Annotated in this window: 24 protein-coding genes and 1 other RNA gene; 8 read left to right on the top strand and 17 right to left on the bottom strand. The window is 71.9% G+C overall.

What is annotated here, in order from left to right; all coding sequences use genetic code 11:
* Positions 1–48 precede the first annotated feature (48 nt).
* Complete coding sequence (locus AB0C38_RS04855; protein ID WP_360666508.1) at positions 49–2,247, bottom strand: DNA polymerase III subunit gamma and tau; 2,199 nt, start codon at positions 2,245–2,247, stop codon at positions 49–51.
* 155 nt (positions 2,248–2,402) lie between these two features.
* Here AB0C38_RS04855 and AB0C38_RS04850 point away from each other — a divergent pair, with 155 nt between their 5' ends.
* Positions 2,403–3,197 carry a fused MFS/spermidine synthase gene (locus AB0C38_RS04850; RefSeq protein ID WP_360666505.1) on the top strand — a complete coding sequence of 265 codons (795 nt, stop codon included), beginning with the start codon at positions 2,403–2,405 and terminating at the stop codon, positions 3,195–3,197.
* Positions 3,198–3,322: 125 nt separating this feature from the next.
* On the opposite strand, the gene ffs is transcribed toward AB0C38_RS04850, so the two are convergent.
* From ffs to AB0C38_RS04795, 11 genes are all read right to left on the bottom strand, one after another.
* Positions 3,323–3,417: signal recognition particle sRNA small type (gene ffs, locus AB0C38_RS04845), an RNA gene on the bottom strand.
* Positions 3,418–3,438: 21 nt separating this feature from the next.
* On the bottom strand, positions 3,439–4,038 hold the full coding sequence (locus tag AB0C38_RS04840) for an ATP/GTP-binding protein (RefSeq protein ID WP_360666502.1): 600 nt from the start codon (positions 4,036–4,038) through the stop codon (positions 3,439–3,441).
* Positions 4,016–4,360 carry a DUF742 domain-containing protein gene (locus AB0C38_RS04835; protein ID WP_360667506.1) on the bottom strand — a complete coding sequence of 115 codons (345 nt, stop codon included), beginning with the start codon at positions 4,358–4,360 and terminating at the stop codon, positions 4,016–4,018. The genes AB0C38_RS04840 and AB0C38_RS04835 overlap by 23 nt, the downstream gene beginning before the upstream one ends.
* Complete coding sequence (locus AB0C38_RS04830) at positions 4,360–4,794, bottom strand: roadblock/LC7 domain-containing protein (RefSeq protein WP_360666499.1); 435 nt, start codon at positions 4,792–4,794, stop codon at positions 4,360–4,362. The genes AB0C38_RS04835 and AB0C38_RS04830 overlap by 1 nt, the downstream gene beginning before the upstream one ends.
* A complete protein-coding gene (locus AB0C38_RS04825) occupies positions 4,791–7,415 on the bottom strand; it encodes a nitrate- and nitrite sensing domain-containing protein (protein ID WP_360666496.1) in 2,625 nt (874 codons plus the stop codon). Before AB0C38_RS04825 ends, AB0C38_RS04830 begins: the two co-directional genes overlap by 4 nt.
* A 25-nt stretch (positions 7,416–7,440) precedes the next feature.
* Complete coding sequence (locus AB0C38_RS04820; RefSeq protein WP_360666493.1) at positions 7,441–8,229, bottom strand: ABC transporter ATP-binding protein; 789 nt, start codon at positions 8,227–8,229, stop codon at positions 7,441–7,443.
* Positions 8,226–9,098, bottom strand: a complete 873-nt coding sequence (locus AB0C38_RS04815; protein ID WP_360666491.1) for an ABC transporter permease — start codon at positions 9,096–9,098, stop codon at positions 8,226–8,228. The genes AB0C38_RS04820 and AB0C38_RS04815 overlap by 4 nt, the downstream gene beginning before the upstream one ends.
* On the bottom strand, positions 9,095–10,063 hold the full coding sequence (locus AB0C38_RS04810; protein WP_360667503.1) for an ABC transporter substrate-binding protein: 969 nt from the start codon (positions 10,061–10,063) through the stop codon (positions 9,095–9,097). Before AB0C38_RS04810 ends, AB0C38_RS04815 begins: the two co-directional genes overlap by 4 nt.
* Before the next feature lie 592 nt (positions 10,064–10,655).
* The gene (locus AB0C38_RS04805) at positions 10,656–12,536 is read right to left on the bottom strand and encodes a glycosyltransferase family 39 protein (RefSeq protein ID WP_360666488.1); all 1,881 of its coding nucleotides are present in this window, start codon (positions 12,534–12,536) and stop codon (positions 10,656–10,658) included.
* Positions 12,537–12,625: 89 nt separating this feature from the next.
* On the bottom strand, positions 12,626–14,137 hold the full coding sequence (locus AB0C38_RS04800; RefSeq protein WP_360666485.1) for a HAMP domain-containing sensor histidine kinase: 1,512 nt from the start codon (positions 14,135–14,137) through the stop codon (positions 12,626–12,628).
* Positions 14,115–14,864: a response regulator transcription factor gene (locus tag AB0C38_RS04795; RefSeq protein ID WP_360666482.1), complete on the bottom strand. Its 750-nt coding sequence runs from the start codon at positions 14,862–14,864 to the stop codon at positions 14,115–14,117. Before AB0C38_RS04795 ends, AB0C38_RS04800 begins: the two co-directional genes overlap by 23 nt.
* A 175-nt stretch (positions 14,865–15,039) precedes the next feature.
* Here AB0C38_RS04795 and AB0C38_RS04790 point away from each other — a divergent pair, with 175 nt between their 5' ends.
* From AB0C38_RS04790 to AB0C38_RS04775, 4 genes are all read left to right on the top strand, one after another.
* On the top strand, positions 15,040–15,669 hold the full coding sequence (locus AB0C38_RS04790; RefSeq protein ID WP_360666479.1) for a hypothetical protein: 630 nt from the start codon (positions 15,040–15,042) through the stop codon (positions 15,667–15,669).
* Positions 15,670–15,844: 175 nt separating this feature from the next.
* Entirely contained in the window at positions 15,845–17,017 is a 1,173-nt protein-coding gene (locus AB0C38_RS04785) for a histidine kinase (protein WP_360666477.1), read from the top strand.
* Complete coding sequence (locus AB0C38_RS04780; RefSeq protein ID WP_360666474.1) at positions 17,014–17,679, top strand: response regulator transcription factor; 666 nt, start codon at positions 17,014–17,016, stop codon at positions 17,677–17,679. Before AB0C38_RS04785 ends, AB0C38_RS04780 begins: the two co-directional genes overlap by 4 nt.
* 9 nt (positions 17,680–17,688) lie before the next feature.
* Entirely contained in the window at positions 17,689–17,889 is a 201-nt protein-coding gene (locus AB0C38_RS04775) for a hypothetical protein (protein WP_360666471.1), read from the top strand.
* Here the strand turns inward: AB0C38_RS04775 and AB0C38_RS04770 are convergent.
* Entirely contained in the window at positions 17,879–18,325 is a 447-nt protein-coding gene (locus AB0C38_RS04770; RefSeq protein WP_360666468.1) for a nitroreductase family deazaflavin-dependent oxidoreductase, read from the bottom strand. The genes AB0C38_RS04775 and AB0C38_RS04770 overlap by 11 nt on opposite strands.
* 126 nt (positions 18,326–18,451) lie before the next feature.
* On the opposite strand from AB0C38_RS04770, the gene AB0C38_RS04765 reads away from it, so the two are divergent.
* Positions 18,452–19,123, top strand: coding sequence for a TetR/AcrR family transcriptional regulator (locus AB0C38_RS04765; RefSeq protein ID WP_360666466.1), 672 nt, complete (start codon positions 18,452–18,454; stop codon positions 19,121–19,123).
* Here the strand turns inward: AB0C38_RS04765 and AB0C38_RS04760 are convergent.
* Positions 19,120–19,710, bottom strand: coding sequence for a TetR/AcrR family transcriptional regulator (locus tag AB0C38_RS04760; protein ID WP_360666463.1), 591 nt, complete (start codon positions 19,708–19,710; stop codon positions 19,120–19,122). The two genes, AB0C38_RS04765 and AB0C38_RS04760, sit on opposite strands and share 4 nt — an antisense overlap.
* Before the next feature lie 52 nt (positions 19,711–19,762).
* Between AB0C38_RS04760 and AB0C38_RS04755 the strand changes: the two genes are divergently transcribed.
* Positions 19,763–21,280, top strand: coding sequence for a 3-hydroxyacyl-CoA dehydrogenase (locus AB0C38_RS04755; RefSeq protein ID WP_360666460.1), 1,518 nt, complete (start codon positions 19,763–19,765; stop codon positions 21,278–21,280).
* An 86-nt stretch (positions 21,281–21,366) separates the two neighbouring features.
* Here the strand turns inward: AB0C38_RS04755 and AB0C38_RS04750 are convergent, their stop codons facing one another.
* Positions 21,367–24,198, bottom strand: a complete 2,832-nt coding sequence (locus tag AB0C38_RS04750) for a PQQ-dependent sugar dehydrogenase (protein WP_360666457.1) — start codon at positions 24,196–24,198, stop codon at positions 21,367–21,369.
* A gap of 111 nt (positions 24,199–24,309) precedes the next feature.
* Positions 24,310–24,963 carry a L,D-transpeptidase gene (locus AB0C38_RS04745; RefSeq protein ID WP_360666454.1) on the bottom strand — a complete coding sequence of 218 codons (654 nt, stop codon included), beginning with the start codon at positions 24,961–24,963 and terminating at the stop codon, positions 24,310–24,312.
* A 348-nt stretch (positions 24,964–25,311) separates the two neighbouring features.
* Here AB0C38_RS04745 and AB0C38_RS04740 point away from each other — a divergent pair, with 348 nt between their 5' ends.
* Positions 25,312–25,821, top strand: coding sequence for a hypothetical protein (locus AB0C38_RS04740; RefSeq protein WP_360666452.1), 510 nt, complete (start codon positions 25,312–25,314; stop codon positions 25,819–25,821).
* Here AB0C38_RS04740 and AB0C38_RS04735 read toward each other — a convergent pair.
* Positions 25,811–26,701, bottom strand: a complete 891-nt coding sequence (locus tag AB0C38_RS04735; RefSeq protein ID WP_360666450.1) for a serine/threonine-protein kinase — start codon at positions 26,699–26,701, stop codon at positions 25,811–25,813. The genes AB0C38_RS04740 and AB0C38_RS04735 overlap by 11 nt on opposite strands.
* Positions 26,702–26,709 lie beyond the last annotated feature (8 nt).

Raw genomic sequence — 26,709 nt, 5'->3', positions numbered from 1 at the left:
CTGGGTACGCGAGCCGACTCCCTGGGTACGTGAGCCGACCGTCCGGGTTCAGTCGAGCGGGCGGGCGCCGAGGTGGTCCGAGATCAGCTTGCGGGCCAGCTCGTCGGGGTCTTTGTCCGGCGGCGGTGGGGGCGGCGGCGGGGCGGGGCTGGCGTCCTCGTTGTAGAGGTCGTCGTCGTCCTCGTCGGAGGGTTCCGGGGGCAGCGGGATGTCCGGCTCGGACGTCGCCACCCGCGGCCGGGCCGGGGCGGCGGGCGCCGGTGCCGGCGCGGGCCGGGCGGGCGCTTCGGCGGGTGCCGCGGCGGCGGCCGGAGCCGCCGACTGCCGGGTGAAGGACCGTTCCGGCGCGGGCGCGGCCTGCTGCGCCCGCGCGGTGGACGCGGCCGGGGCGTTGCCGTGGATGCAGCGGACCTGCCAGTCGCCCCCGACGACGTCCGCCAGCGCACCGGCGATCTTGCGGGCGTTGTCCTGGTCGGACAGGCGGCGGGCCAGGGGTTCGGACTTGTGGGTGAGGGTGAGGGCGTGCCCCTCGACGGTCGCGACCGTGGCCTGGGTGAGCATCGCCTCGAGACTGCGGCCACCGGTGAACTTGCGCAGGGCGGTCATGAGCTGCGGCCAGACGTTCCGGATCGCGGCGGCATCCAAGCCCCCGGACGCCGGAGTTGCCGCGGGTGCCGGAGCGGAGCCGCCGGTTTCCGGCGCGCCGGAGCTTGCGGCCGCCGGAGCGGGCGAAGCGGCCGCCGGAGCCGGGGTTTCCGCATCCGGATTCGTGGCCGCCGGGGCGCTGGGGCTCGAAGCCGCCGGAGCCGGCGGGCCACCACCTGGAGTTCGCGTCGTCCCCCAGCCGCCGTCCGCGGACTGGCCGGCCGGAGCGCCGGTGGCCACCGGCGGGCGAGCTCCCGAGCCCTCATCGGCGGGCTGGGCCGCCGAGGCGCTCGCAGCCGCAGGTGGCTCGGGCGCAGCGGGCTCAGGGACCGGCGCCGGGCCGGCCGAGGCCGGCCGCTGCGAAGGCCGTGAGAACGCTCGGTCCGGCGCCGCCCGGACCGGGGGCTCCACGCCGCCCTCGGCGGGCGCGCCACCTCCGCCGGCCAGCGTCGCGCGGCGCTCCAGCCGCTCGATGCGGGCCAGCAGCGCGTTCTCCGCCTCCGTCACCGACGGCAGCAACATCCGTGCGCACAACAGTTCGAGCACCAGCCGGGGCGAGGTCGCCCCGCGCATCTCCAGCAGTCCATTGTGGACGATGTCCGCGTACCGCGAGAGCGTCGCCAGGCCGATCCGCTCCGCCTGCCCCACCATCCGCGACAGTTCTTCCTCCGGCGCGGACACCAGCCCGCCCGCGGAGGACGGCACCGCGCGCAGCAGCACGAGGTCGCGCAGCCGGTCGAGCAGGTCCGTCGCGAACCGACGCGGGTCGTGCCCGGCCTCGGTGACCTTCTCGACCGTGCCGAACACCGTGCCGGCGTCCTCGGTCGAGAGCGCGTCCACCATGTCGTCGAGCAGCGCGACGTCCGTGACGCCCAGCAGCGCCACCGCGCGCGAGTACGAAACGCCGTCCGGGCCCGCGCCGGCGAGCAGCTGGTCGAGCACCGACTGCGTGTCCCGCGCCGAACCGCCGCCGGCCCGGATGACCAGCGGGTACACCGCCGGCTCGACCTCGACGCCCTCGGCCGCGACGTTGCCCTCCAGGAGGGTGCGCATCGCGCCCGGCGGGATCAGCCGGAACGGGTAGTGGTGCGTCCGCGAGCGGATGGTGGTCAGCACCTTTTCCGGCTCGGTGGTCGCGAAGATGAAGATGACGTGCTCGGGCGGCTCTTCCACGATCTTCAGCAGGGCGTTGAAGCCCTGCGTGGTGACCATGTGCGCCTCGTCGATGATGAACACGCGGTAGCGCGACTCCGCCGGCGCGTAGAACGCCTTGTCGCGCAGCTCGCGGGCGTCGTCGACGCCACCGTGGCTGGCCGCGTCGAGCTCCGTGACGTCGACGCTGCCCGACCCCTCGGGGGCGAGCGCCTTGCACGAGTTGCACTCGCCGCACGGGTCCGGCGTCGGCCCCTTGGCGCAGTTCAGCGAGCGCGCCATGATGCGCGCGCTCGACGTCTTGCCGCAGCCGCGGGGGCCGGAGAAGAGGTAGGCATGGTTGATGCGCCCGGCGGACAACGCCGTGCGGAGGGGTTCGGTCACATGCTCCTGACCGACTACCTCGGCGAACGTCGCCGGACGGTACTTGCGGTACAGCGCGAGAGCCACGTCCGTGAATCTACCGCGACGCGAAGCGTCTCCGTTGAGGGCGGTGGTGGGGGCATGGATGGAGTACCGGGGACCCCCGACAACTAGGCTCGCCGGTCGTGGCGCGTGCGCGAAAGGCTGGTCCGGTGCCCGGGCGGTACCCGGTCAGGTTCGGGATGGCGGAGCTCCTCCGGGACGTCGACCGGAGCAACGCCTGGCTGGTGTCCGTGGAGGGGGTCGCCCAGTCCTACGTCGACCTCGACGACCCGGCCAACCTGGAGTTCGACTACGTCCGGCGGTTCGGCGACGTCGTGGACCAGCTCCCGCCGGGCCCACTGGACGCGCTGCACATCGGCGGCGCGGCGTGCACGCTGCCGCGTTATGTCGCGGCGTCGCGCCCGGGGTCGCGGCAGCTGGTGTTCGACGCCGACGGCGAGCTGGTCGAGCTGGTCCGCGCCCAGCTGGGGCTGCGAGTGCCGGGCCTTCGCGTCCGGGTGACGGACGGCCGCGAAGGCCTGGCGACGCGCCGCGAGGACACGGCGGACCTGGTGGTGGTCGACGCGTTCGAGCGCGCGACCCTGGCCGGCGGCCTGGCGACCCTGGAGGCGACGCGGGCGATCGCGACGATCCTGCGTCCCGAGGGGATCTACCTGGCCAACATCACGGACGGCTCGGGTCTCCCGTTCGCCCGCCGCTTCCTGGCGACGCTGCTGACGGTGTTCCCGCAGGTGGTGCTGCTGGCGGACCCGGCGGTGCTGAAGGGCCGCCGCTTCGGCAACCTGGTGTTCGCGGCCTCGGCGTCAGACCTCCCGGCGGCGGAGATCGCCCAGCGAACGGCGTCGGCGGCCTTCCCGGCGAGGTGCGTACAGGGCACGGAGCTCCGAAAGCTGGCGGGAAGAGCGGCCCCGATCACGGACGAGGACCGCCCACCGTCGCCTCAGCCACCAGACGACGTGCTGGGCCTGTTCTAGAGGGTCACGGCAGAGCTCCCAGCCCGCGGCGAAGGCACCGTGGGGGTCCGGGGGCTCGGCCCCCGGGCAAAAGGACGAAGTGAAGGCCCGGCGAAGGGGCGAAGCCCCGAGAGCCGGAGCCGAAAAGAAGGGGACCCCGCGCACCCGTCAGAGCCTGCTTATCCTTGCTGCCTTCCGGCCCTGGGGAGGTTCACAGGGTGGACGCCGCGCGGGGTCCGTGGTCAAGTGTAGCGGGCTCCGGTCAGGCTCCCGCGCCCGCCTGGGCACGGGCCTTCTTGAACGTGTTGCGCAGGACCTCCAGCAGCGCATCCCGCACCGAAAGCCGCTGCCGCGCGTCGAACGTGATCAGCGGGACGTCCTCGCTGACCGCCAACGCCCAGCGGATGTCCTCGAGGTCGTGCCCCAGGGCGCCGTCGAACATGTTCACCGCCACCACGAACGGCAGGCCCGCGTTCTCGAAGTAGTCGACCGCCGGGTAGCAGTCGTCCATGCGGCGGGTGTCCACGATGACCAGCGCCCCGAGAGCGCCGTGGACCAGGTCCTGCCACATGAAGCCGAAGCGGTCCTGGCCGGGCGTGCCGAACAGGTACAGCTTCACCTCTTCGTCGATCGTGATGCAGCCGAAGTCCAGGGCGACCGTCGTCGTGGTCTTCGCCGGGACGTGGCCCGTCCGGTCGACCGACGCGGCGACCGTCGTGATCGCCGCCTCCGTGGTCAGCGGCTTGATCTCCGAGATGGACGACACCGTCGTCGTCTTGCCCACGCCGAAGCCGCCCGCGATGACGATCTTGACCGGCGCCGGTGGGCGGGCCACCGGTTCAGTGAATGGCTTCGAGTCCACGAATGACCCTTTCGATCATGCCGAGGTCGTGCGAGTCGCTCGCCGGCCTGCGGACGACGACGTAGCCCAGCTCGGCGAGGTCGGCGACCAGCACCCGGGCGACGCCGATGTGCAGGCCGAGCATGGCGGCCACTTCGGCGACCGACATGGTGTTCCGGCAGAGGGAGACGATCTCCTGCCGTTCGAAGGTGAGCTTCGGGTGCGACGCCGCCCCGAGCCGGGACGTCATGACCTGCGCCTCGATCTCGAGACTCTGGTCCACCGGCTGGGCGCGTCCCGACGTCATCAGGTACGGCCGCAGCAGCGAAGGTTCTTCGGCCATCACGAACCCACGGTGTTCTTGAGCTCCTCGATCAGGCCCGGCGTCAGGACTTCGGTGGCGCGGTTGGCGAACATCGCCATCTCGTAGGCGATCGTGCCCAGGCTGGCCTGCTTGGTGGCCAGGACGCCCAGCGAGCAACCGATGCTGATGGTGCAGACCAGCAGGTACCCGTGCTCCAGCTCGATGATCACCTTGTCGGGCGAGCCGAGCGGGTGGCTTTCGGAGACGCCGTGCGCGAGGCCGAGCATGGCCGACGAGATCGCGGCGAGGCGGTCGGCGTTGGACCGCTCGAGCTCCGAGGACACCGCGATCAGCAAGCCGTCGGCGGACACCGCGATGGCGGCGATCGCGCCCGCGGTGTGCTGCGCGAAGCGGCTCACCAGCCAGTTGAAGTTCTGGGCTTCGACGCTGACGCCGGCTGCGGGGATACTCATTTCCTGCTCTCTTCTCCTTGTTCCGACACACGACCGGCGGCCACGCCTTGCGGCGGGCTGTCCGCCGTGATCTCGTCCGCCTTGGCGAGGCCGGCGGCGAACGAGTCGAACGCCGCCCGCTCGGCCGCGGGGTCCCGCTTGGGTCGGTTCACGACGGCTCGGGCGACCGGCCTGCCCGCGGCCGTCTGCGGGCGCAGGCCCGGGGCGAGCTGGGCACCGGGGACCCGGCGAATCAGGCCGTCCCGGGACGCCGGGGCCTCGGTGGCCATCGCCGAGCCGCCGGGCACGCGGACCGGCAGCGACGCGCCGTCGCCCGCCGTCACGGGGGCCTCGGCGGCCCGGGCGAAAGCGTCCTGGAACCCGTCCAGTGCGGCCTTGGTCGCCTCCGGGTCGTGCCGCGGCTTGGTCTCGGCGGCCACCGGCGCGGTGGTGCCCGGGCTCGGCAGCTGGGCGCCGCGAACGCGCCGCTTGAGCCCGCTCCGGCTCTCCGGCTCCCGCTCGGCCTTGACGTCCGGCTCGGCATCCGGCCACACCGGTTCCAGCTGGTTGAACCAGCGGAAGCCGTTGCGGGAAAAGAGAAGCGCCGGGATCGCCGGCGACGGCAGTTCGACCGGACGCAATGCGTCCGAAGTGGACGCCGCGGCCGCCACCGCGACGGCCTCCGCGGGACGCGCCCCGGGGACGGCCGGAGCCGGGATCACCGGCTTCACGCGCACCCCCGCGCGGTGGCTGAACAGCGACGGCGGGATCGTCAGCCGCGCGGTCACGCCGCCGGTGGACGGCGTCGCGAGCAGCTCGACGCCCAGGTCGTGGCGGCGCGCCAGGCGGCCGACCACGAACAGGCCGAGCACGCTGGTCGGCGCCAGCTCGAGCCGTTCGCGCTCGACGAGCCGCTGGTTCTCCTCGGCCACCTTCTGCGCGGTCATGCCGATGCCGTGGTCGACGATGCTGACCAGGCAGGAGCCGTCGGCGAGGAACATCGTGTCGACCTCGACCGTCGAGCCCGGCGGCGAGAACGACGTCGCGTTCTCCAGCAGCTCGGCGAACACGAGCACCAGGTCGGCACCGAGGGCCGACGACAGCAGGATCTCCGCGACCACCCCGAGCTTGACGCGCTGGTAGTCCTCGATCTCGGCGAGCGCGGAGCGCAGGGCCGTGGACAGCTCGATCGGGCCCGCGATGCGCGTCTCGTCGCGGGTGCCGGACACCACGAGCAGGTTGTCGGCGTTGCGGCGCAAGCGGGTGGAGAGGTGGTCGAGCCGGTAGAGGCTGGCCAGCAGCCGCGTGTCCTGCTCGTCGCGCTCGACTTCGTCGATCAGCGCGAGCTGGCGGCCGACGAGGTTCTGCGTGCGCTTGGCGACGTTCGCGAACATCAGGCTGGTGTTGCGCCGGGTGAGCGCCTGCCGTTCGACCAGCTCGGCCGCGGTGGTCTGGACCCGGTTGAACGCCGCGGCCAGCTCGCCCAGCTCGTCGCTCGAGACGACGTCGATGGTGGCCAGCCGCGGAACCTGCTCCTCGGCCTCCTCGGTGTCGGTCACGCGGACGAGCTCGGTGCCGGCGAGGTCGGCGACCGACGTCGCCGCGGTGGTCAGCCGCCGCAGCGGCACGGCGATCGAGCGGGACACCGCGACGGCGAGGAAGGCGACCAGCAGGAACAGCAGGCCCGCGCCGGCGCCGACCAGCCACGCCAGCCGCGTGCCGGCGTCCGCCCGGTCGTTCGCCGCGTCGGCGATCTCGCCGGTGACCCGCTCCTGGACCAGCTTCCGTTGGCCCGCCTGGCTTTCCGACGCGGTGAGGACGTCCGTGACGTACTGGGAGGTCGCCGCCGCGTCCCGCGGGTTGCCGATCCCGGCGGCGAGGTCGTCGATCCGGCGGCCCGCGTCGCTCTGCTCGACGTTGACGACCAGGGCGGACTGCGCACTGTCCGCCTGCTGGACGAACCGGTCGGTGAAGATCGGCGCCTGCTGCGTCGCGTCGTCCAGGATGGACCGGCCGGCGTCGGGCGACACCGCCGTCACGATCAACGCCATGCCGCGCAACGAGTTCTCCTCGTTCGCGCGCAGCAGCGCCTCCAGCGCGGTCAGCTCCCGCGTGCCCTCGGCGTCACTGGTGAGCTGCGGGACGAGCCGCAGTGCATCGATCACCGCGCCGATCACGGCGTGGTAGGTACGGGCGACGCTGTCGAGCGCGACCCCGCGACGCTCGGCGTTCTGCCGCAGCTCGTTCAGCGAGCCGATCCGGGTCAGCGCCGCGGAAAGCTCGTCCGGCGCGTCGGCACCGAGCGACGACCGCACGTCCCCGACCGCCGTGTTCACCGCCTTCTGCTGCTGGAGCATCTGGCCGGCGGACATCGACGGCGTCGCGACGTACGCGCCGGTGAGCAGCCGTTCGCGCTGCAGCTGCCAGACCAGGCCGCCGAGCTGCTGGGTGTGCCGCGCCACCGTCGCCGACTGCGTCGCGGCCATGGCGCTGCTCGCCTGGGTCAGCACGAACGGCACCGACACCAGCACCACCGCGACCAGCGGGGGCAGGAGCAGCAGGTTCAGCTTGCCGCGAATGCCGAGCCGGGCCAGGATTCCCCCGCCGCCGGCCCGTTCCGCGGCCGCCCCGCCGTGCCTCATCCCCACACCTTCCCGTCTTCCGTTCTCACCCGTCCGCGGCAACCCGGCTCACGTGGCCGCGGTGCTGCTCCCGGACGAGGTCCTCGATCCGGGCGCGCAGCGCGAGGAACCGTGGTTCGCGCTTCACCGCCAGGTCCCGCTCGGCGGGCAGCGTCACCTCGACGTCGGCGGCGATCCGGCCCGGGTCGGAGGCGAGCACCACCACCCGGCCGCCCAGGAACACCGCTTCCTCGACGTCGTGGGTGACCATCAGCACCGTGGTGCCGGTGTCGGCCTGCACCTGGCGGATGAGCACCTGCATGTCCTCTTTGGTCTGGACGTCCAAGGCACCGAAGGGTTCGTCCAGCAGCAGCACTTCCGGCTCGCAGGCCAGCGCCCGCGCGATCGCGACGCGCTGCTTCTGGCCGCCGGAAAGCTGTTTGGGCAGCGACTTGCGCACGGCGTGCAGCCCGGTCTCGGCGAGGTACCAGTCCACGCGCTTGGCGCGCTCGGCCGCGTCGACCGGCAGCAGCTCGAGCCCGAACGCGACGTTCTTCTCGACGGTGCGCCACGGGTACAGCGAGCCGGCCTGGAAGACGAGCCCGCGGTCCGGGCCGGGGCCGGTCACCGGGACGCCGTCGAGCAGGATCTCGCCCTCGGTCGGCCGGCTGAGCCCGGCCACCAGCGACAGCAGCGTCGACTTGCCCGAGCCGCTCGCGCCGACGACGCAGACGAACTCGCCGCGCAGCACTTCGAGGTCAACGCCGTCGAGCGCGCGCGTGACCCGGCCGCGGACGCTGTAGTCCTTCGCGACGTTCCGCAGTTCGAGCGTCATGCCGCCCACTTCCCGGCCCGCGTGCGCAGGAGGCGCAGCAGGACGTCGATGACCAGCCCGGCGATCCCGATGACCACGAGCACGGCGAAGATCTTGTCCGTCTGCAGGAACCGCTGCGCGCGGACGATCCGATAGCCGAGGCCCGCCGAGGAGTTGATCAGCTCGGCGACGACCACGAAGTTCCACGCCGCGGCGGCGTTGACGCGGATCGCGTCGATCAGGCCCGGCAGCGAGTGCGGCACGATGACCTTGCGCAGCACCTCACCGCGGCGCGCGCCCAGGGTGTAGGAGACGTCGATGAGCGCGCTCGGCACGCCGCGGACGACGTCGGCGGTCATCAGCGTGTTGAAGAAGACCGTCCCGATGAAGAGGATCGCGATCTTCGACGGCTCGCCGAGGCCCAGCCAGATGATCAGCAGTGGGATGAAGGCGCTCGCCGGCAGGTAGCGCAGCAGCCCGATCAACGGCTCGAAGAACGCCTGCCCGGCGCTGAAGCCGCCCATCAGGATGCCGAGCGGCACCGACACCAGCACGGCGAGGCCGAAGCCTTCGAGCACCCGCTGGGTCGTCGCCCAGAGGTCGTCGAAAAGTTCGCCGGTGCTCGCCATGCCGACGCCGGCCTTGACCACCGCGGCGGGGGACGGCAGGAACGTCGAGTCGACGACTCCGCTGACGCTCAGCACGATCCACGCGAGGAACGGGATCGCGAACGACAGCACCGCCAGCGTCCAGCGCGCCGACGCGGAAATGGGCGTGCGCAACGAAAACAGCGGCAACGCGGTCTTCGGCGGGGTCCGGCGCGGGAGCGGTGCCCAGGCCGGGCGGCCGGACTCCCGGCGTTCCGCGAGCTGCCGGGTCGGACCGGTCACTGCGGCGCGGCCTTCACGAACCGGTCGTCGAACAGCCCGTCCAGCGACGGCCGCTGCTGGGCGAGCCCGGTGTTCACGATGAAGTCGGCGATCTTGTTCGCCTGGAAGTCGAGGTGCTGCGCGGTGACGCCCGGCGTGAACGCGTCGAGGTTCTGCTGGCGGGTGAAGATCGTGGTGCCGGCGTCGTAGGTCTGGTAGTCCGCGTCGGCGACCCCGCCGCGCTTGGCCATGATCCCGACGGCCGCGTCCTTGTTGTTCTTGATCCAGGTGAGCGTCTCGAACCAGGTGTCGACCAGGGCCTGGACGTCCTTCGGGTGGTCCTTGACCAGCTTCTGCGACGTGACGAGGTGGTCCGGGATGGCGCCGGGGAACTCCGCCGACGTCGAGATCGCGCGGCTGCCCGGGCGCTCGAGGGCCTTCGAGGTGAACGGCGCGAACGCACCGACCGCGTCGACCTGGCCGCCGACGAACGCGGCCGCGGCGGCGTCGGTCGGCAGGTTGACCAGCTCGATGTCCTTTTCGGTCAGCTTCGCCTCCTGCAGCGCGAGCAGCAGCAGGTAGTGGTCGACCGTGCCCTGCTCGACCGCGACCTTCTTGCCCTTCAGGTCGGCGATGGCGTTGATGCCGTCCCGCGCGATGATCTTGTCGTTGCCGGTGGAGTTGTCGTTCACCAGCACGATCGACAGCTTGGCGCCGCCGGAAGCCGAGGAGAGCGTGTCGTTGAGGGTCTGGCTGTTCGCGTCGATGGCCCCGCTGGACAGCGCGTTGATGCTGTCGGTGTAGTTGTCGAAGTACTTCAGGTCGACGTTCACGCCGTTCTTGGCGAACAATCCCTGTTCCTGCGCCACCTGCCAGGGGAACCAGCCCGGCCAGGCGCTGAACCCGAGGGTGATCTTGTCGCCGCTGCCGCTCGCGGAACTGTCACTGCAGCCCGAAAGCGCGGTGACCCCGGCGAGGGTCAGCAAGGTCAGGAACACCGTCAGCGGACGGGGGCGGGAAGTCACAGCGAAACTCCAAAAGGCGGGGGAAGTGGAGTGTTGCGGCGCCGAAAGCGCACAGTCATCGCTGCCCTCTTCCAGACGCACCTGATCGGGTCACGGATGAGAAAACGCGGACAGGGATCACCCACACCCAGTGAGATCCGACCCCTCAGCGCACCGGATCAGTTACCCCTTGTCCCTCACCCGGCGGAGAGCCTAGCGAGGCGCACAAGATCACCACAATGCCTTGGGGATGCCGCCGAACGAGTGATCCACGCCCGGGCCAACCAGGGTCATCGACACTTTCGACAGGCACCGTCGACCGGCTTCCGGTCGGCCGCCCGGCCAAGATCGCGGCCGCGACCGCGGGCAGCCGCACGGCCGTAGTCCCTCGTCGTCACCCCACGCCGTGATCATCACCGAGCACTATCCGGCGGCGGCGAACAATCGTTCGGAATGGGTCGTTCACCGCGACGGGAATCGAACAGGTGTGCGCCTTCGCCGCTATCGCACCGGGCCCGGATCCACGAATGATTCCTCGACTGTTAACACGCCTGAAACAATCGGCGGATTTCGATCAACCGACAGATTTTGTCAGGTCATAAACCGTTGTGCCGCCGATGGTGACCGGGGTGAAGTTCTGCTCGACCCAGGTCTGGATTTCACCCGAGGTCCCGCGGCCGCCGCCGCCGAAGCCGCCCCGGCCGCCGGCGACGAAGTAGTGGACGTCGCCCGCCGCGACGTACTGCTGGAACTGCGCCAGCGTCGGGGCCGGGTCGCTGCCGCTGAAGCCGCCGATCGCGAGCACCGGCCGACCGCTCGACAGCGCCAGCCCGGCCGACTGCATCGCGCCGCTCTGCGCGGCGGCCCACTTCGTCGTGGTGTTCTTCAGCAGGTCGATCACCGCGGCGTCGGTCTGTCCCTCGCCGAACCCGCCAAACCCGCCGAACCCGCGTCCACTCGCGACGGCCGGGCCGGACGACGGGGTGCCGCCGGAGTGCGCGGTCGCCGCCGTGGCCAGGGTGAAGGACGCCGTCCCGAGCAGCGCGCCGCACAGGCCGAGCGCGGCCACCGCCGGGCCGGACCGCCGGAGCCGGTCGGGGCCGAAGAGCAGCGCCAGCACGCCGGCCGCGCTGAGCACGAGCAGCGCGTAGCGGATCCACGGCTGCCAGTCCGGCGTCCGCGCGAGCAGTACGAAGCCCCAGACCGCGGTGACCGCCAGCATCACGGCCAGCACCGTGCGGGCCGCGAAGTTCGCCCGGCCCCGCCACAGCTCACGCGCGGAAATGCCCAGCGTGCCGGCGATCCCCGGCGCCAGCGCGACCGTGTAGTACGGGTGGATGATGCCGCTCATGTAGCTGAACACGAGCGTCGTGACGACCAGCCAGCCGCCCCACAGCAGCAGGGCCGCGCGGGTCCGGTCGGTGCGGGGCGCGCGCCGGGTGAACCACAGCCCGGCGACCAGGCCGAGCACCGCGGCGGGCAGCAGCCACGACGCTTCCCCGCCGAACTCGCCGCTGAACAGCCTGCTCAGCCCGGTTTCGCCGCCGAACCCGCCGCCGAAGCCGCGTCCGCCGGCTCCGGACGGTGGCGTGAACGTCCCGCCACCACCGCCGCCCCGGCCTTCGCCGAAGATCCGGCCGAGGCCGTTGTAGCCGAAAGCCAGCTCCAGCACGGTGTTGTCGGTGGAACCGCTGATGTACGGCCGGTCCGCGACCGGCCACAACGCGACGACCGCGATCCACCAGCCCGCGGAGACGAGCACCGCGCCGGCCGCCGCGAACAGCTGGCCGATCCGACGGCCGAGTGACGTCGGCGCCGCGACCGCGTACGCCAGCACGAACGCGGGCAGGACGAGGAACGCCTGCAGCATCTTGTCGAGGAAGCCGAACCCGACCGCGACCCCGGCGAGCAGCAGCCACTTCGTGCTCGCGTGCTCCAGCGCGCGCACGACGCAGTACGCGCCGGCAACGAGCAGCAGCACGAGGAAGGCGTCGGGGTTGTCGTAGCGGAACATGAGCGCGGCGACCGGTGTCAGCGCGAGCCCGGCCCCGGCGAGCAGGCCGGCGCCCGGTCCCGACAGCCGCCGCACGGCCAGGTACAGCAGACCCACCGAGGCGACGCCGGCGAGCGCGTTCGGCACGAGCAGGCTCCAGCTCGAGAAGCCGAAGAGCCGGCCGGACAGCCCCATCACCCACAGGGAGAACGGCGGCTTGTCGACGGTGACGACGTTGCCCGGGTCGAGCGAACCGAAGAACAGCGCCTTCCAGCTCCACGTGCCGGCCTGGGCGGCCATCGCGTAGAAGTCGTTGGCCCAGCCCGTCTTCGCCAGGTCCCACAGGTAGAGCAAGCCGGTGCCGAGCAGCAGCGCGGCGACGGAAGGCCTGACCCAGCGAGGTTTCCGGGCAGCCTCGGGAGCGGGCTGGGCGTGTTCGGGCGCCGCCAGCGTGGTCGTCATGAGCCTCACCGTGTCGGCGCCGCATGTGGTGAACTTGTGCCGAAGCTGTGCGCGCGCTGTGCATCGGCCCCGATCGGGTGCGACCGCCGTCACTCCGGCGCCGGGGCCTCCGGGAAGGTGATCTCGAACTCCGTCCGCCCCGGCCGGCTGTGCACGCCGACCCGGCCTCCGTGCACGCCCACGACCGCAGCCACGATCGCCAGGCCGAGGCCGGTGCTCCCGGCCGCCCGCGAACGCGAATTGTCACCGCGGGCGAAGCGCTCGAAGATGTCCGGGAGGATGTCCGGCGGGATGCCCGGGCCGTCGTCGGCCACGCGGAGGCGGAGTATCCCGTCCGAAGTGGACAGTGAGGTGGTCACCGTGGTGCCCGCCGGGGTGTGCGTGCGCGCGTTGGCCAGCACGTTGATCACCACCTGGTGCAGCTGACCCGCGTCACCGAGAACGCCGATCGGCTCACCCGGGACGTCCATCAGCCACTTGTGGCCCGGGCCCGCGACGTGCGCGTCCGCGACCGCGTCGGCCACCAGCCGGCACAGGTCCACCCACTCGTGCACCACCGGGCGGCCGGAGTCGAGGCGCGCGAGCAGCAGGAGGTCCTCCACCAGCGTCGTCATCCGGCGTGACTCGGACTCGACGCGGCTCATCGCGAACGCGATGTCCGGCGGCACCTCCTCGCCGCTGCGGCGGGTCAGCTCCGCGTAGCCGCGGATGGCCGCCAGCGGCGTGCGCAGCTCGTGGCTCGCGTCCGCGACGAACTGGCGGACGCGGTTCTCGCTCGCGTGCCGTGCGCTCAGCGCGTTCGCGACGTGCTGCAGCATCCGGTTCAGCGCCGAGCCGACCTTGCCGACCTCGGTGCCCGGGTCGGTGTCGGCGTCCGGGACCCGTTCCGACAGCGCGACTTCGCCGCGGTCCAGCGGCAGCTCGGAGACGCGCGTCGCCGTCGCGGCCAGCCGGTCGAGCGGCTTCATCGTGCGGCGGATCGTCGCGGCGCCGACCGCGCCGGCCACGAGGATCCCGGCGAGCGCGACGCCGCCGAGGATGAACCCGAGGCGCCAGAGCGTCTCGTTGACGTCCTTCAGCGGCAGCCCGATGACGGTCTTCTCGCCGCTGGGCGACATCGTCGAGACGACGCGGTAGTCACCGAGGCTGCCGCCGAGGTCGATGCTGCGCTGCTTCCCGTCGGACGGCACCGCCAGCAGCGCCAGCACCTGGTTCGCCGGGATGGCGCGGAACGGCGGCTTGCGCTTCGACGGCAGGCCGACGCTGGAGTCGAGCACGCTGCCCTGGGCGAGCGGTCCTTTTTGGACGACCGCGAGCGTCCCGTCGCCTTGGCCGAGCGCGCGCAGGGGGTCCGGCGGCGGGGCGTCGCCGTACGGCCAGGTCGACCGGTCCGGCGCGTGCGCGGCGCGGTCGGTCGCCGCGGCGAGGCGTTTGTCCTGCTGCCCGACGAGGAACTCGCTCAGCGCGAACTCCGTGACCACGCCGACGACCAGGCACACCAGCGCGAGCAACGCGGCGAGCTGGACGATCAGCCGCCGCCGCAACGACCACGGCCGCTGTGTCCGGAACCGCCGCGGCTCAGCCTGCTGGCTTGAGGACATACCCGGCGCCCCGCATGGTGTGGATCATCGGCTCGCGGTCGGCGTCGATCTTCTTGCGCAGGTAGGAGATGTAGAGCTCGACGATGTTGGCCTGGCCGCCGAAGTCGTAGCTCCACACGCGGTCCAGGATCTGCGCCTTCGACAGCACCCGCTTCGGGTTGCGCATGAGGTAGCGCAGCAGCTCGAACTCGGTCGCGGTCAGCGGCACGAGGGCGCCGCCGCGGTGCACCTCGCGGCTGTCCTCGTCCAGGGTGAGGTCGCCGACGACGAGCGTCGACCCGCTCGCGCCGGTCACCCCGCCGGCCCGGCGCAGGAGCGCGCGCAGGCGCAGCGCGACCTCTTCGAGGCTGAAGGGCTTGGTGACGTAGTCGTCGCCGCCCGCGGTGAGCCCGGCGATGCGGTCCTCGACCGCGTCCTTCGCCGTCAGGAAGAGCACCGGCAGGTGTGGCGCCTCGGAACGCATTCTCCGCAGTACTTCGAGGCCGCTGAAGTCGGGGAGCATGACGTCGAGGACGACGGCGTCGGGCCGGAAGTCGCGCGCGATCCGGACGGCTTCGGTGCCGTCACCCGCGCTGCGCACCTCCCAGCCCTCCATGCGCAGGGCCATCGACACGAGCTCGGCCAGCGTCGCCTCGTCGTCGACGACGAGGACCCGCACGGGGCTCCCGTCGGCGCGGCGCAGGTCGGCCTTTCCGGGGCCGGGTGACGTGGCGTTCATAGCGGTCATAGTGCCATCTTCTCGACGGCGCTTCAGTGCTCACTGTGACCTCGCTGTGCGTTTCCTGTGAGAGTCCTTCGTCCGGGTAAGGGAGCCACAGCGCGTGCTGACGCCCCGCACAGCTCAAACACAGCCTCGGCGGTGAGTCTGGCCTGGACCAGTGTGGGTACGACCGGAGGACACGATGACGACCGAGCCGACGCCGAACACGCCACCGCAGGGCGAACCGGCCCCCGCCAACTGGGGCGACCCGGCCCAGGCCGCGCCGAAGAAGGGCTGGTCCGGCAAGAAGACGGCGATCGCGGCCGGCATCGCGGTGGTGATCGCGGCCGGCGGCGGCGCGGCGATCTGGGCGGGCACCAGCAGCGCCGACAACTCGGCCCAGCAGGGCCCAGGCGGCTTCGGCGGCCCGGGCGGCGGCCAGTTCCGCGGCCAGGGCGGGCCGGGCGGGAACTTCGGCGGCGGGATGACGGCGCTGCGCGAGGCGCTCCACGGAGATTTCGTGGTGTCGAACGGCAGCGGCGGCTACACGACCGAGCGCCTCCAGACGGGCGACGTGACGGAGCTGAGCGCGACGTCGGTGACGCTGACGAGCAAGGACGGCTACAAGCAGACGTACACGCTCGACGGATCGACCCAGAAGACGGGCGACGTGAAGCAGGGCGACACGAACGTGACGGTGGTGGCGAAGGTGGACGGCCAGACGGCGACAGCGACCTCGCTGGGCCAGGCGCTCCAGGGCCAAGGCCAGGGCCAGCGTCCGGGCGGCGGCCAGCGCCGAGGCGGCGACTACTCGGCCCGCCCCACGAACTGACCAAGCGCCCCAATGTGGCGTTCGGTGCGTCCAACGCACCCAATGCCACATTGGGGCGCTCGGGACCCGACCCGCTGCCCCTCCCGTCCAGGGAGCGCCCCGGTGCCGCGTACCCCTCCCGCGCATCGGGGCGTTCCCGCCCACCGCGCCCGCCGACTAGGGCAGAGTTGCGGGGGTGCACGACATCAGCGGATCCCTGCGGCGCCAGTCGCTGCTGGTCGCGCTGGTCTGCGTCGTCTGCGACGCCGCCCTCTTCACCCTCCGCGGGCCGATCGGCGGAAGTGAAGCAGGGGTCGTGGCCGATTGGCGTGCCTGGGCCGTCCTGCTCGCCGGGGTCGCCGTCAACGCCGCCCTCGCCGGCCCCGCCCGGTACTCCGGCTGGGTCGCCCTCGCGCACGCCCTCCTCTTCGCCTCTTCGCCGCTCCTGCTCTGCACCTGCCAGGGGTACGTCGTCGGCAACAACGCCGGCATCCTCATCGCCGGCTACCGGGCCGGCGCCTGGCTCCGCCCCAAACCCGCCGTCCTCGCGCTCCTCGCCCTGATCGCCGGCGTCGTCGCCGGGTGCATCGAAGGCGGCGGGCGCACCGCCGCCGACTGGCGGCTGATCGCCATCAGCGTCAGCGTCAGCGGGCTGCTGCCGTGGCTGGTCGGCCGGTACACGACCGCCCGGCGCGCCTACATCGCCGATCTCGAGCGGGCGACGGACGAACGCCGCCAGCACGAAGAAGAAGCCGTCCGAAGAGCCGTCACCGAGGAGCGCACGACCATCGCGCGCGACCTCCACGACGTCATCTCCCACCACGTCAGCGCCATCGGCGTGCACGCCGGCGCGGCCCGGCTCGGCCTGCCCGACGGCGACTCGCCCGTGCGGAAGTCGCTCGGCGCGGTCGAGTCCGCCAGCCGCTCGGCGATGGCCGACCTGCGCCGGCTGCTCGACCTCCTGCACGCCGAAGAAACGGCCGCCCAGCCCGGTCTCGACAACCTCGACGAGCTGGTCGAGACCGTCCGCGCGGCCGGCCTGCCGACCCGGCTGACCCTGCGCGGCGAACCTCGCGAGCTCCCCGGCTCGCTCGACGTCGCGCTGTACCGGATCGCCCAGGAAGCCCTGACCAATGCGCTGCGCCACGGCGAAGGCCCGGTCGACGTCGAGCTGAACCACGGCCGCACCGAAGTCGTGCTCACCGTGACCAACAACCTGCGTCCCGGCCGCACGAGCCAGCACGAACACGCGCACCGCGGCCTGGCGGGGATCCGCCAGCGCGTCACCCTGTTCGGCGGCCAGGTCTCCTACGGCGAGACCGGCGAGCACTGGCAGCTGCGCACGACCTTCCCGGTGGAGAGCACATGATCCGCGTCCTGCTGGCCGACGACCACGCGATGTTCCGCTCCGGGATGCGCGCGCTGCTCGACACGCAGCCCGACTTCACCTGCGTCGGCGAGGCGTCCGATGGTCGCGAAGCCGTCGCCGAGACCGCGCGCCTGCGTCCGGACGTCGCGGTCCTCGACGTCCGGATGCCCCGTCTCGACGGCCTCGCCGCGACCGAGGCGATCCTCGCCGCGCCGGGCAACGACACCCGCGTCCTCGTGCTCACGACCTACGACGCCGACGAGTACGTCTACCGCGCGCTGCGCGCCGGGGCGAGCGGGTTCCTGCTGAAGAGCCTGGCGCCGGAGGAGCTGGTCGCCGCGATGCGGGTGGCCGCGCGCGGCGACGCGCTGATCGACCCGTCGGTGACGCGGCGGCTGGTCGCGAAGTTCGCCTCGGTGCTCGAACCCGCGGCCGCCGAACCGCCCGAGCTGGCCCGGCTCACCTCCCGCGAACGGGAGGTCCTGCTGCTGATCGCCAACGCCTGCAGCAACGCCGAGATCGCGCGGCAGCTGCACGTCGGCGAGGAGACCGTGAAGACGCACGTGTCGCGGGTGCTTTCGAAGCTCGGGTTACCCGACCGCGTGCACGCTGTCGTCTACGCCTACCGCCACGAACTCGTCCCGGGCGAGCGACCTGCCTAGACTGGCCGCATGAGGCGCTGGATCACCTTCGCGGTCGGGGTAGTGCTCGTGCTCGTCGGCGCCGTCTGGGTGCTGCAGGGCATCGGCGTCATCACCGGCAGCTTCATGACCGGCCAGAAGCTGTGGTTCCTGATCGGGCTCGTCGCGTTCCTGGTCGGCGTGGTCCTGGTCGCCGCGAACCTGACCAAGCGGCGCAAACCTACTTCGTGAAGATCTCGAAGATCGGGTAGCCGGGCGCGATCTCGCGCAGCTTCTCGTCCGAGGCCTTGGCGTCGACGCCGTCGAAGAACACGCCGACCTCGAACTTCCAGCGCTTGAGGTAGGCGCGCAGGATGCCGGGCTTCTCGTCGTCGCCCAGCTCGCGGAAGGTGAACTCCTCGACGCGCTTGCCGACGCGCAGCGTGCCCTGGCCGGCGGCCCGCAGGTTGCGCACCCACTGCGTCTCGCCGCGCGGGGCGACGAGGTAGCGCACGCCGTCGACGGTCAGCAGGTTGACCGGCACGGACCGCGGCTCGCCGCTCTTGCGGCCGACGACGGTCAGCACCCGGCTGCCCCAGACGCTGAAGCCCATCCGGGTCAGCTTCGCGACGGCCTCGTTGAACGCGTTGGTGGCCTTCTTCGGCTCGATGTAGCGGGCGGCAGTCATGGTGTCCTCCGACGATCCGGGAGAGCAGTGCTCTCGGTTAAGAGCAGTGAACACCCACTCGCACGCACTGTCAAGAGCACTGCTCTCTATTTTGTGCGGCGCTCTCGTCATGGCACACTGATCCTCATGACCGCGACCCGGACCGCGCGCGAACGTGCCCGCGCCGAACTCACCCAGGAGATCAAGGACGAAGCCCGCCGCCAGCTCGCCGAGGTCGGCGCGCACGGGCTTTCGCTGCGCGCGGTGGCGCGGGAGCTGGGCATGGTGTCGTCCGCGCTGTACCGGTACTTCCCCAGCCGCGACCGGCTGCTGACCGACCTGATCGTCGACGCCTACAACGCGATCGGCGAGGCAGCCGAACAGGCCGACCCGGGCAAGGGCGCCCCCCGCGAGAGGTGGCTCGCGATCTGGCACGCGACACGCGACTGGGCCCGCGCGCACCCGCACGAGTACGCGCTGATCTACGGCTCCCCGATCCCCGGCTACCAGGCCCCGCAGGACACCGTCGCGCCGGCGGCCCGCGTCGCGCTCGCCCTGGTCAAGGTGCTCACGCACACCGAGCTGCGGGCGGTCGACGGCGCCGTCTCCTCCGAGCTGCGCGCCCAGGCCGAGACGCTCACGAAGGTCCTCGGGATCATCGCCGGACCCGAGACCGTGACCCGGCTGATCATGGCGTGGACGCAGCTGTTCGGGGCGATCAACTTCGACCTGTTCGGCCAGTACGTCGGCAGCGTCGACCCGGCCGACGAGTTCTTCGCCCACTCGGCGAAGCGGATGGCGGAGTTCGTCGGCCTTTAGCGCAGCCAGGTCCGCAGCAGCAGCTCGACGGCGTCGGCGATCACGGTGTCACTCGTGCCCTCCGGGCTCAGGTACCGCTGCCGGAGCAAGCCGTCCTCCAGCGCGTGGATGATCAGCGCGAGGAACGCCGGATCGGCCGGCGGCTCGACACCGCGAGCGGCGAACGTCGCCCGCACGCCCGTCTCGATCAGTTCCCGCGCCGCGCGCTCGTTCTCCCCCGCCGACGGCCGCGCGTCCGGGTTGCGCAGCGCGTACAGCGTCAGCTCGGTGCGCAGCGCGAACCACTCGGGCAGGTGCTCCGCGCGCGCCGCGTGCCACTCCTTCAGCCGCGCCATGACGTCACCCTCGAGCGCGGCCACCTCCACCGCTTCCCGCGAGCGGCGCTGGGCCAGCAACGCCACGACCAGCTCGTGCTTGTCCTCGAAGTTGCCGTAGAACGCCCCGCGCGTGTACCCGGCGCGTTCGGCGATCTGCTCGACCGACGTGCCGTTGACCCCGCGCTCGGCGAACAGCTCGGCGGCCGCCGCGAGCAGCCGCTCCTTCGTCCGTTCGCGGCTTTCCGCCCGCGTCAGCCGCTTCCCCGTCACGGCCGAGACGGTACCGTCGGCGCGACGACATCGGCGGGAAGGCGGAGGCGACGTGACGGGGTGGGCCGGGAAGGTCGGCAGGATCCGGGTGATCGGGACCGGGGTGATGGGCCGCGGGATCGTCCAGCTCGCCGCGACCGCGGGGGTGACCGTCGAGCTGGCCGACGTCCGGCGCGAGGCCGTCGCCGAAGCGATCGAGTACGTCGGCGGGATGGTCGACAAGCTGGCCGCGAAGGGCAAGCTCGACGACCCGCAGGCGGTCAAGGACCGGCTGGTCCCGGTGGACGCGCCCGACGCGCCCGCGGACGGCGTCGACCTCGTCGTCGAAGCCGTGCGGGAGGACGTCGAGACGAAGCGGGCCCTGTTCGCCGGCCTCGAGCGCGTCTGTCCACAGGAGACGATCTTCGCGACGAACACCAGCTCGCTGTCGGTCACCGAGATCGCCGCCGAGCTGGCCGACCCCGGCAGGCTGATCGGCCTGCACTTCTTCAACCCGGTGCCGCTGATGCGCCTGGTCGAGGTGGTGCCGGGCACGCGCACGCACGACTGGCTGCCCGGCGAAGCCCTCGAACTGGTCAAGAGCTGGGGCCACGAGCCGGTGCTGGCGAAGGACGCGCCGGGCTTCCTGGTCAACCACGCCGGGCGTGGCCTGAACACCGAGGCCCTGCAGATCCTCGCCGAGGCGCTGGGCGAGCCCGCCGACGTCGACCGCGTCGCGCGGGACGTGCTCGGCCTGAAGCTCGGGCCGTTCGAGCTGCTCGACCTGACCGGCCTCGACGTGTCCCACGCGGTGCTGGAGAGCATCTGGAGCGGCTTCCACGGCGAACCGCGGCTGCGGCCGTCGTGGCTGACGCGGCCGCGGGTCGCCGCCGGGTTGTTCGGGCGCAAGAACGGTTCGGGCTTCTACTCCTACGTCGACGGGAAGCAGCAGGTCGTCGAGGAGCCGCCGGCGCCGCCGAAGCCGTCGAGCCCGGTGTTCACGGCGGACGAGCACCTGGGCCGGCTGCTGTCGGCGGCCGGCGTGCAGGTGGTGTCGGACGCGTACCCGGACGCGGTCCTGCTCGTCCCGCTCTACGGCGAGTCCACAGTGGACGCGGCCACCCGCACGGGACTGCCGCTGGCCCGCGTTGCCGGCGTCGACCCCCTCGGCGGCTACGAGCGACGCCTGACGTTGTCGGTCCACCCGGGCCTCGACCCGGCGGTGGGCCGCGCGGCCTGGGGCGCCCTGGCCGCGACGGGCCAGCCGGTGACGGTGGTCCGCGACGGCCCGGCCCCGATCGCCCAGCGCCTCCTGGCGTCCATCGTCAACACGGCGTGCTTCATCGCGGGCCAGAACCTGGCGTCCCCGGGGGACATCGACACGGCGGTCCGGCTGGGCCTCGGGTACCCGCGCGGCCCGCTGGCTTGGGGAGACCTGGTGGGCGGCGACATCGTGCTGCGGATCCTGCGCGGCCTGGCCACGACCACCGGGGATCCGCGGTACCGGCCGAGTCCGTGGCTGACCGAGCGGGTGGCGCTCGGGCTGCCGCTGACGTCGGCCGGGACGACACCGGCGGACCTGCGCTCCTGACCGGCCCCACGAGCGACGCGGCGCGGGCCGCCTCCGGATTCCGGAGACGGCCCGCGCCTGTTTCGTTCACTGCCTTCGAACACCCGTCACCAATGGTGGTCGACCGCTCCCGTCGCCGGCGTGAACGTGATGTAGCCGCCCTGGAAGTCGCTGCGGTACACCCCGTTCGTCACGTACTCGTCCGTCGTCGGGTAGCGGAGGTACGACCGCTCCCAGCCGAGCACCCCCCAGCGCTTGCGGATCTCGCCCTGCACCACGTGCGAGCCCGTCGCCGGGGAGAAGTAGATCGAGCCACCGAGACTGAAGTGGTTGTACCGGGCGACGCCGTCCGGGGTACCGAGCTCGTCGGTCGTCGGGTAGCCCAGGCCACGCTCGTACCCGTACGCCGCCCACTTCTTCCGGATCTCACCGTAGATCGCCTGCGCACCCGTCGCCGGGGAGAAGTAGATCGAACCGACGTTGGTGCCCTTGATGAAGTGGTTGTACCGGCCGACGCCGTCCGGCGTGCCGAGCTCGTCGGTCGTCGGGTAGCCGAGGCCGCGCTCGTAGTCGAGTGCCGCCCACTTCTTCCGGATCTCGCCGTAGAGCGCGTGCGCGCCCGTCGCGGCCGTGTAGTAGATCGACCCGACGTTGCCGTTGTTCACGAAGTGGCCGTACTGCGCGACGCCGTCCGGGGTCACCGCCGTGTCGGCCGTCGGCGGGCCGAAGAAGCCGTGGCCGCCCAGCGCGAGGTACTTGTCCAGCACCGGACCGGTGAGAACCCTCGTGCCGCCGACCGCGCTCCAGTAGAGGCGACCATTGGCGTAGGTCCGGTAGTGGACCGGACCGTCGGTGACCTCGGTCCCCGTCGCCGCCCCGAGCTTCGTCCGCAACGCCGGGTCGGCGTTGTAGCGCTGGTCGATCGGGGTGTCGTAGTTCGCCGTCAGCGTCATGTCGCCCGTGCCGACCGTGACGATCCACTTCGTCTCCGTCGGACCGTCCTGCCAGCCGGCGAACTTCGAGACGCCGTCGGTGCCCAGCGGCGCGGCCTCGACGTCGAAGCGGGCACCCTCGGTCACGAGCGCCGAGTTGACGCCGCCTTCGACCGGGATGCTCAGCGCCGCGGGCTGCGTGCTGAGCAGGGTGATCCGGTGCTGGCGCGGCATCGCAGTGTACGTCTTGGACGTCGTGACGCCCGCGCTGTCGGTCACCGTCGCGGTGAACTCCATCCGGGAGTCCGGGTGCTCGGTGAACGGCTGCGCGAAGCTCGTCCCGGTGCCGCCGACGCCGGGGTGCGAGTGACAGGTCGCCTCGCTCGGGCAGTGCCGGACCGCGGTGGTCCACGTGATCGGCAGCGTGCCGTCCTCGGCGTCCGTCGCGGTGGCGCTCAGGCCGACCTCCTGGTTCACCGCGAACGTCGCGGAGTCCCCGGGCGTGGTCACCGCGAGCTGCGGGGTGTGGTTGCCGGGCGCGACCGCGATGGTGGTCGTGCCGGTGGACCCCAGCGGGTCCCGGACCGTCAGCTTCGCGGTGAACGACTCGGTGCCCGCCGCGTAGGCGTGGTTCACCGCCGGGCCGGCGTCGGCGACCGTGGTCCCGTCACCGAAGTCCCAGTCGTACTTCAGCAGGTCGCCGTCGTAGTCGACCGACGTGGAGCCGTCGAACGACACGGTGCGGGTGTCCGGATCGGTCGTCGTCGTGGCCTTCGCCACCGGCGCGGTGTTGTTGGCCGAGTAGCTCAGCCGCCGCAGGGTGCCGGTGAGGATGTCGGCGTAGACGATGTCGCCGTTCGGCGCCGCCGCGAACTTCGTCGGGCCGCCGATGTCGGTGAACTTCGGCGGGTTCTCCGGGGCCTGCGTGAGCTTGCCCTGGTCGTCGTAGCGCATCGTCCAGATCTTGTGCGTCACGTAGTCGCCGAAGAAGTACGAACCGCGGTAGGACGCCGGGTAGCTGGATCCGTTGTAGACGATCCCGCCGGTGACGCTGTTGCCCTGCATGGCGCCGTTGCCGTGCTGGTACTCGAAGATCGGCGCCTGGTTCGCCACGCCGGCGCAGCCCGCGAGCGCGCTGTAGCCCGGGGTCGCGTGGTTGCCTTCCCAGCAGGGCCAGCCCTGGTTGCCGCCGCGCTGGACGACGTCGACCTCTTCCCAGTTGTTCCAGCCGACGTCGCCGGCGACCGGCAGGCCGAGGTTCTGGTCGATGGTGAACCGGAACGGGTTGCGGAACCCGCGCGCGAACACCTTGCTCGCGGTCGACGCCGGGTTGGCCGCGTCGTAGTACGGGTTGCCCGGCACGCCCTTCCCGTCGGCGGCCAGGTGCAGGACCTTGCCGTAGGGCTGGTTGATGTCCTGGGCGCGCAGCGCGCCCGAGTCGACCTTCGTGAAGTCGCCGTTGTCCCCGATGGACATCCAGAGCGTCCCGTCGGCGGCGGCGATGACGCCGTTGATGCCGTGGACGTCGTAGAAGCCCGGCACCTCGAAGATCGGCTGTTCGCCGGACAGCCCGGCCGGCGCGCCGTCCGCGTCCACGGTCACCGTGAACTTCGACAGCCGCATGACGAAGCTGTTGCCGACGTTGAGCGACCGCGTCAGGTAGATCGTGTGCGACGTCGCGTAGTCCGGCGCGACGGCCAGCCCGACCAGTCCCAGGTCACTGATCTCCCGCGTCGCCAGCGTCGCGATCGTCCGCGGTGTCCCGGTGGCCGGGACCCACTGGACGCGGCCGTTCTTCGCCGTGGCGAGAACGGACTGGTCCGGCAGGTACGCGAAATCGGTGAGCTGGTAGTTCCCCAGCCCGGTGCTGGTGTCCCGCAGGACGAACCCCTGCGGAAGTGCTGTTGCTGCCGTCGCCACCCCCGTGGACACGACGGGCAGCATCGCCCCTGTCAGCACCGCCGCCACGAGAGCGTGACGTAGTGCTCTTAGCTTTCCCAAGGCCATTTGGCCCCCCTTCCCAAGCGATCACTTATCGCCTGAGCAGGGGGGCCAGTTGCACTCGGCCGAGTGAATTTATCTGTTTGTGACCTACTGCCCGTGTTGACCGGTCAGTGATTACGGGACAACCTGCACGACGTCACCGACGTGCAAGGTGTTGAAGAACTTCAGGGACGCGCCCGCCGACAGGTGGATGCAGCCGTGCGAGTACACCGACAGGCTGCCGGTGTGGAAGGCGTCGCCCGGGTAGAAGAAGACCGAGTTCGGCATCTTCGCGTTGTCGAACTCCTTCGACAGGTGCATCTTCTCCTTGGAGAGGACGCGGAACGTGCCGGTCGGCGTCGCGTAGCCCTTGCGACCCGGCAGCATCGGCACCGGCCCGTAGACGACCTTGCCGCCCTGGAGGATCCACGCCTTGTGCGCGGAGAGGTCGACGCAGGCGGCGGTACCCGACGCGGCAGCCGCGGCGGCGCACGGGACGCCCGGGTCGCTCGCCGGAGCCGCCGGCTTCGGCTTGGGCTTCGGCTTGGCCGTGGTGCTGGTCGGCGCCGGCTTCGTGGTCGAGGGCGTCGGCGTCGGCGTCGGGGTGGCGCTGGTCGTGGTGGGAGCCGCGGTGGTGCTCGACGTGGTCGGCGCCCCGCCCCCGGACCCGGCCGCGGCGACAGCCCCGCCGCCGGCGTTCGGCCCCCCGGACGCCGCCCCACCCCCGGAGCAGGCGGTCAGCACGAACGCGGTGGCCAGCGCGGCCGCTCCCGCCAGAAGCCTCTTCACGATCCGTTACCCCCATGTTCGATCATCGCTTGTGGACACCCGTAAAGACGGCGGTCACCCGTTCGAGGTTCGTCCGGGAAGGTCACGATTTGGGTAGATGATGAACCCACGGTGATCGTTTCGCCGTACAACCCGTCGCTTGCGCCGCCTCAGGTGTCGTGAACGACCCTTTCACCTCGTCCGACGCCATGAACGAGTCGTTCAAGACGTCCGGAAGCGGTCTGGGACAGGTCGCGCCTCAACCCCCGGGTTGAGCCGGAGATCCACCCGGGCCCGATCCCCAAGCCGACGAAACCGGGCCGCCGTTCGCCGAAGCTGGGAGCACCTCGAAAGCCAAGGAGCCCCGAAATGCCCAGCGCAGCGAACGTCCTGCTCTACGTGGTCATCGCCGCCTACGTCCTCTACAAGGTCGTCTACAAGCAGGTCCGCGGCACGCTGCTCGACCGCAAGTCGCTGGTCGTGATGCCGCTGATCCTGGTCGCCGTCGGCGGCTACCTCGCCGCGAAGGCCCTGCCCGGTGCGTCGCCCGCCGAGGTCGGGCTGCTCGGCGCCGACCTCGTCGTCCTCGCCGGGCTCGGGGTCCTGCGCAGTGCCACCACGACGCTCACCGAGCGCGACGGCACGACCTTCCAGAAGGGCTCGGCCGTCACCGTCGGGCTGTGGCTGCTGACCATCGCGGTGCGGGTCGGGCTGGTCGCGCTGGGCACCGCGCTCGGCGTCGCCGGCCCGCTGACCACGGCGTCGATCGCGCTCACCCTGGGCGTCAGCATCGCCGTGCAGAACGCGACGACCTACTCCCGCATCCAGCGGCGCGGCCTGCCGCTCGCCGACCAGCGGCCGGCGGCGCTCAGCCGCTGACGCGCCCCAGCATCCGGGCGTACATCCGGCCCGGGCTGGGCACCGACGGCGGCACCAGGAACCCCGGCAGCGGCGGCAGCCCGCCGACGAACGCGCCGAGCCGCTCGTACAGCGCGGCCGCCCCGGGCGGTCGCGCTTCCGGGTCCTTCGCCAGCATCTCGGCGAGCAGGGCGTTGAGCGGCTTCGGCAGCCCCGGCACCGGCGGCGGCAGCTCCTTGACCTGCCGCTCGAACACGGCGTACGCGGTGGGCCCGTCGAAGAGCCGCTGCCCGGTGAGCATTTCGTGCAGCACGCACCCCAGCGCGTACAGATCGCTTCGCGGTTCGGCGCCGCCCCGCTGGATCTGCTCGGGCGCCATGTACGACGGCGTCCCCAGCAGCTGCCCGGCCCGCGTGAACTGCGCGGCGTCGGCTTCGCGGAGCACCGCGAGCCCGAAGTCCATCACCTTGACGCCGCCGTCCGGCCCGAGCATCAGGTTGGACGGCTTGAGGTCGCGGTGGCACACCGCGAGCGCGTGGGCGGCCGTCAGCACCGCGCACGTCTGCGCAGCGATCGCCGCGGCCCACGGCACCGGCAGCGGCCCGTGCTCGGCGAGCAGGTCGGCCACCGTCACGCCGTCGACGAACTGCATGACCTGGAACAACCGGTCGTCGTGGGTGCCGTAGTCGTACAGCGTCGGCACGCCGGGGTGGTCGAGCGTCGCCAGGATCCGTGCTTCGCGGGCGAAGCGGGCTTCGAGCTCTTCGTCGCGGCCCGGCAGCCTGAGCAGCTTGATCGCCACGCGCCGGCCCAGCCTGCGGTCGTGCCCGCCGTGCACCGCGCCCATCCCGCCGCGCCCGAGCGGCAGCTCGTCGAGCTCGTAGCGGTCGGCGATCAGCATCCGTTCCC

This window comes from Amycolatopsis sp. NPDC048633 (assembly GCF_040650695.1).
Taxonomy (GTDB): domain Bacteria; phylum Actinomycetota; class Actinomycetes; order Mycobacteriales; family Pseudonocardiaceae; genus Amycolatopsis.
Note: the sequence above shows the minus strand (reverse complement) of the source record. Positions and strands in the feature narration are given on the sequence as shown.

Excerpts from the sequence above, each read along its gene's own strand:
- AB0C38_RS04850 (WP_360666505.1), top strand. The coding sequence starts at position 2,403 with ATGGCGGAGCTCCTCCGGGACGTCGACCGGAGCAACGCCTGGCTGGTG.
- AB0C38_RS04835 (WP_360667506.1), bottom strand. The coding sequence starts at position 4,360 with ATGGCCGAAGAACCTTCGCTGCTGCGGCCGTACCTGATGACGTCGGGA.
- AB0C38_RS04830 (WP_360666499.1), bottom strand. The coding sequence starts at position 4,794 with ATGAGTATCCCCGCAGCCGGCGTCAGCGTCGAAGCCCAGAACTTCAAC.
- AB0C38_RS04825 (WP_360666496.1), bottom strand. The coding sequence starts at position 7,415 with ATGAGGCACGGCGGGGCGGCCGCGGAACGGGCCGGCGGCGGGGGAATC.
- AB0C38_RS04820 (WP_360666493.1), bottom strand. The coding sequence starts at position 8,229 with ATGACGCTCGAACTGCGGAACGTCGCGAAGGACTACAGCGTCCGCGGC.
- AB0C38_RS04805 (WP_360666488.1), bottom strand. The coding sequence starts at position 12,536 with ATGACGACCACGCTGGCGGCGCCCGAACACGCCCAGCCCGCTCCCGAG.
- AB0C38_RS04800 (WP_360666485.1), bottom strand. The coding sequence starts at position 14,137 with ATGTCCTCAAGCCAGCAGGCTGAGCCGCGGCGGTTCCGGACACAGCGG.
- AB0C38_RS04795 (WP_360666482.1), bottom strand. The coding sequence starts at position 14,864 with ATGACCGCTATGAACGCCACGTCACCCGGCCCCGGAAAGGCCGACCTG.
- AB0C38_RS04790 (WP_360666479.1), top strand. The coding sequence starts at position 15,040 with ATGACGACCGAGCCGACGCCGAACACGCCACCGCAGGGCGAACCGGCC.
- AB0C38_RS04780 (WP_360666474.1), top strand. The coding sequence starts at position 17,014 with ATGATCCGCGTCCTGCTGGCCGACGACCACGCGATGTTCCGCTCCGGG.
- AB0C38_RS04775 (WP_360666471.1), top strand. The coding sequence starts at position 17,689 with ATGAGGCGCTGGATCACCTTCGCGGTCGGGGTAGTGCTCGTGCTCGTC.
- AB0C38_RS04770 (WP_360666468.1), bottom strand. The coding sequence starts at position 18,325 with ATGACTGCCGCCCGCTACATCGAGCCGAAGAAGGCCACCAACGCGTTC.
- AB0C38_RS04765 (WP_360666466.1), top strand. The coding sequence starts at position 18,452 with ATGACCGCGACCCGGACCGCGCGCGAACGTGCCCGCGCCGAACTCACC.
- AB0C38_RS04750 (WP_360666457.1), bottom strand. The coding sequence starts at position 24,198 with ATGGCCTTGGGAAAGCTAAGAGCACTACGTCACGCTCTCGTGGCGGCG.
- AB0C38_RS04740 (WP_360666452.1), top strand. The coding sequence starts at position 25,312 with ATGCCCAGCGCAGCGAACGTCCTGCTCTACGTGGTCATCGCCGCCTAC.
- AB0C38_RS04735 (WP_360666450.1), bottom strand. The coding sequence starts at position 26,701 with ATGCTGATCGCCGACCGCTACGAGCTCGACGAGCTGCCGCTCGGGCGC.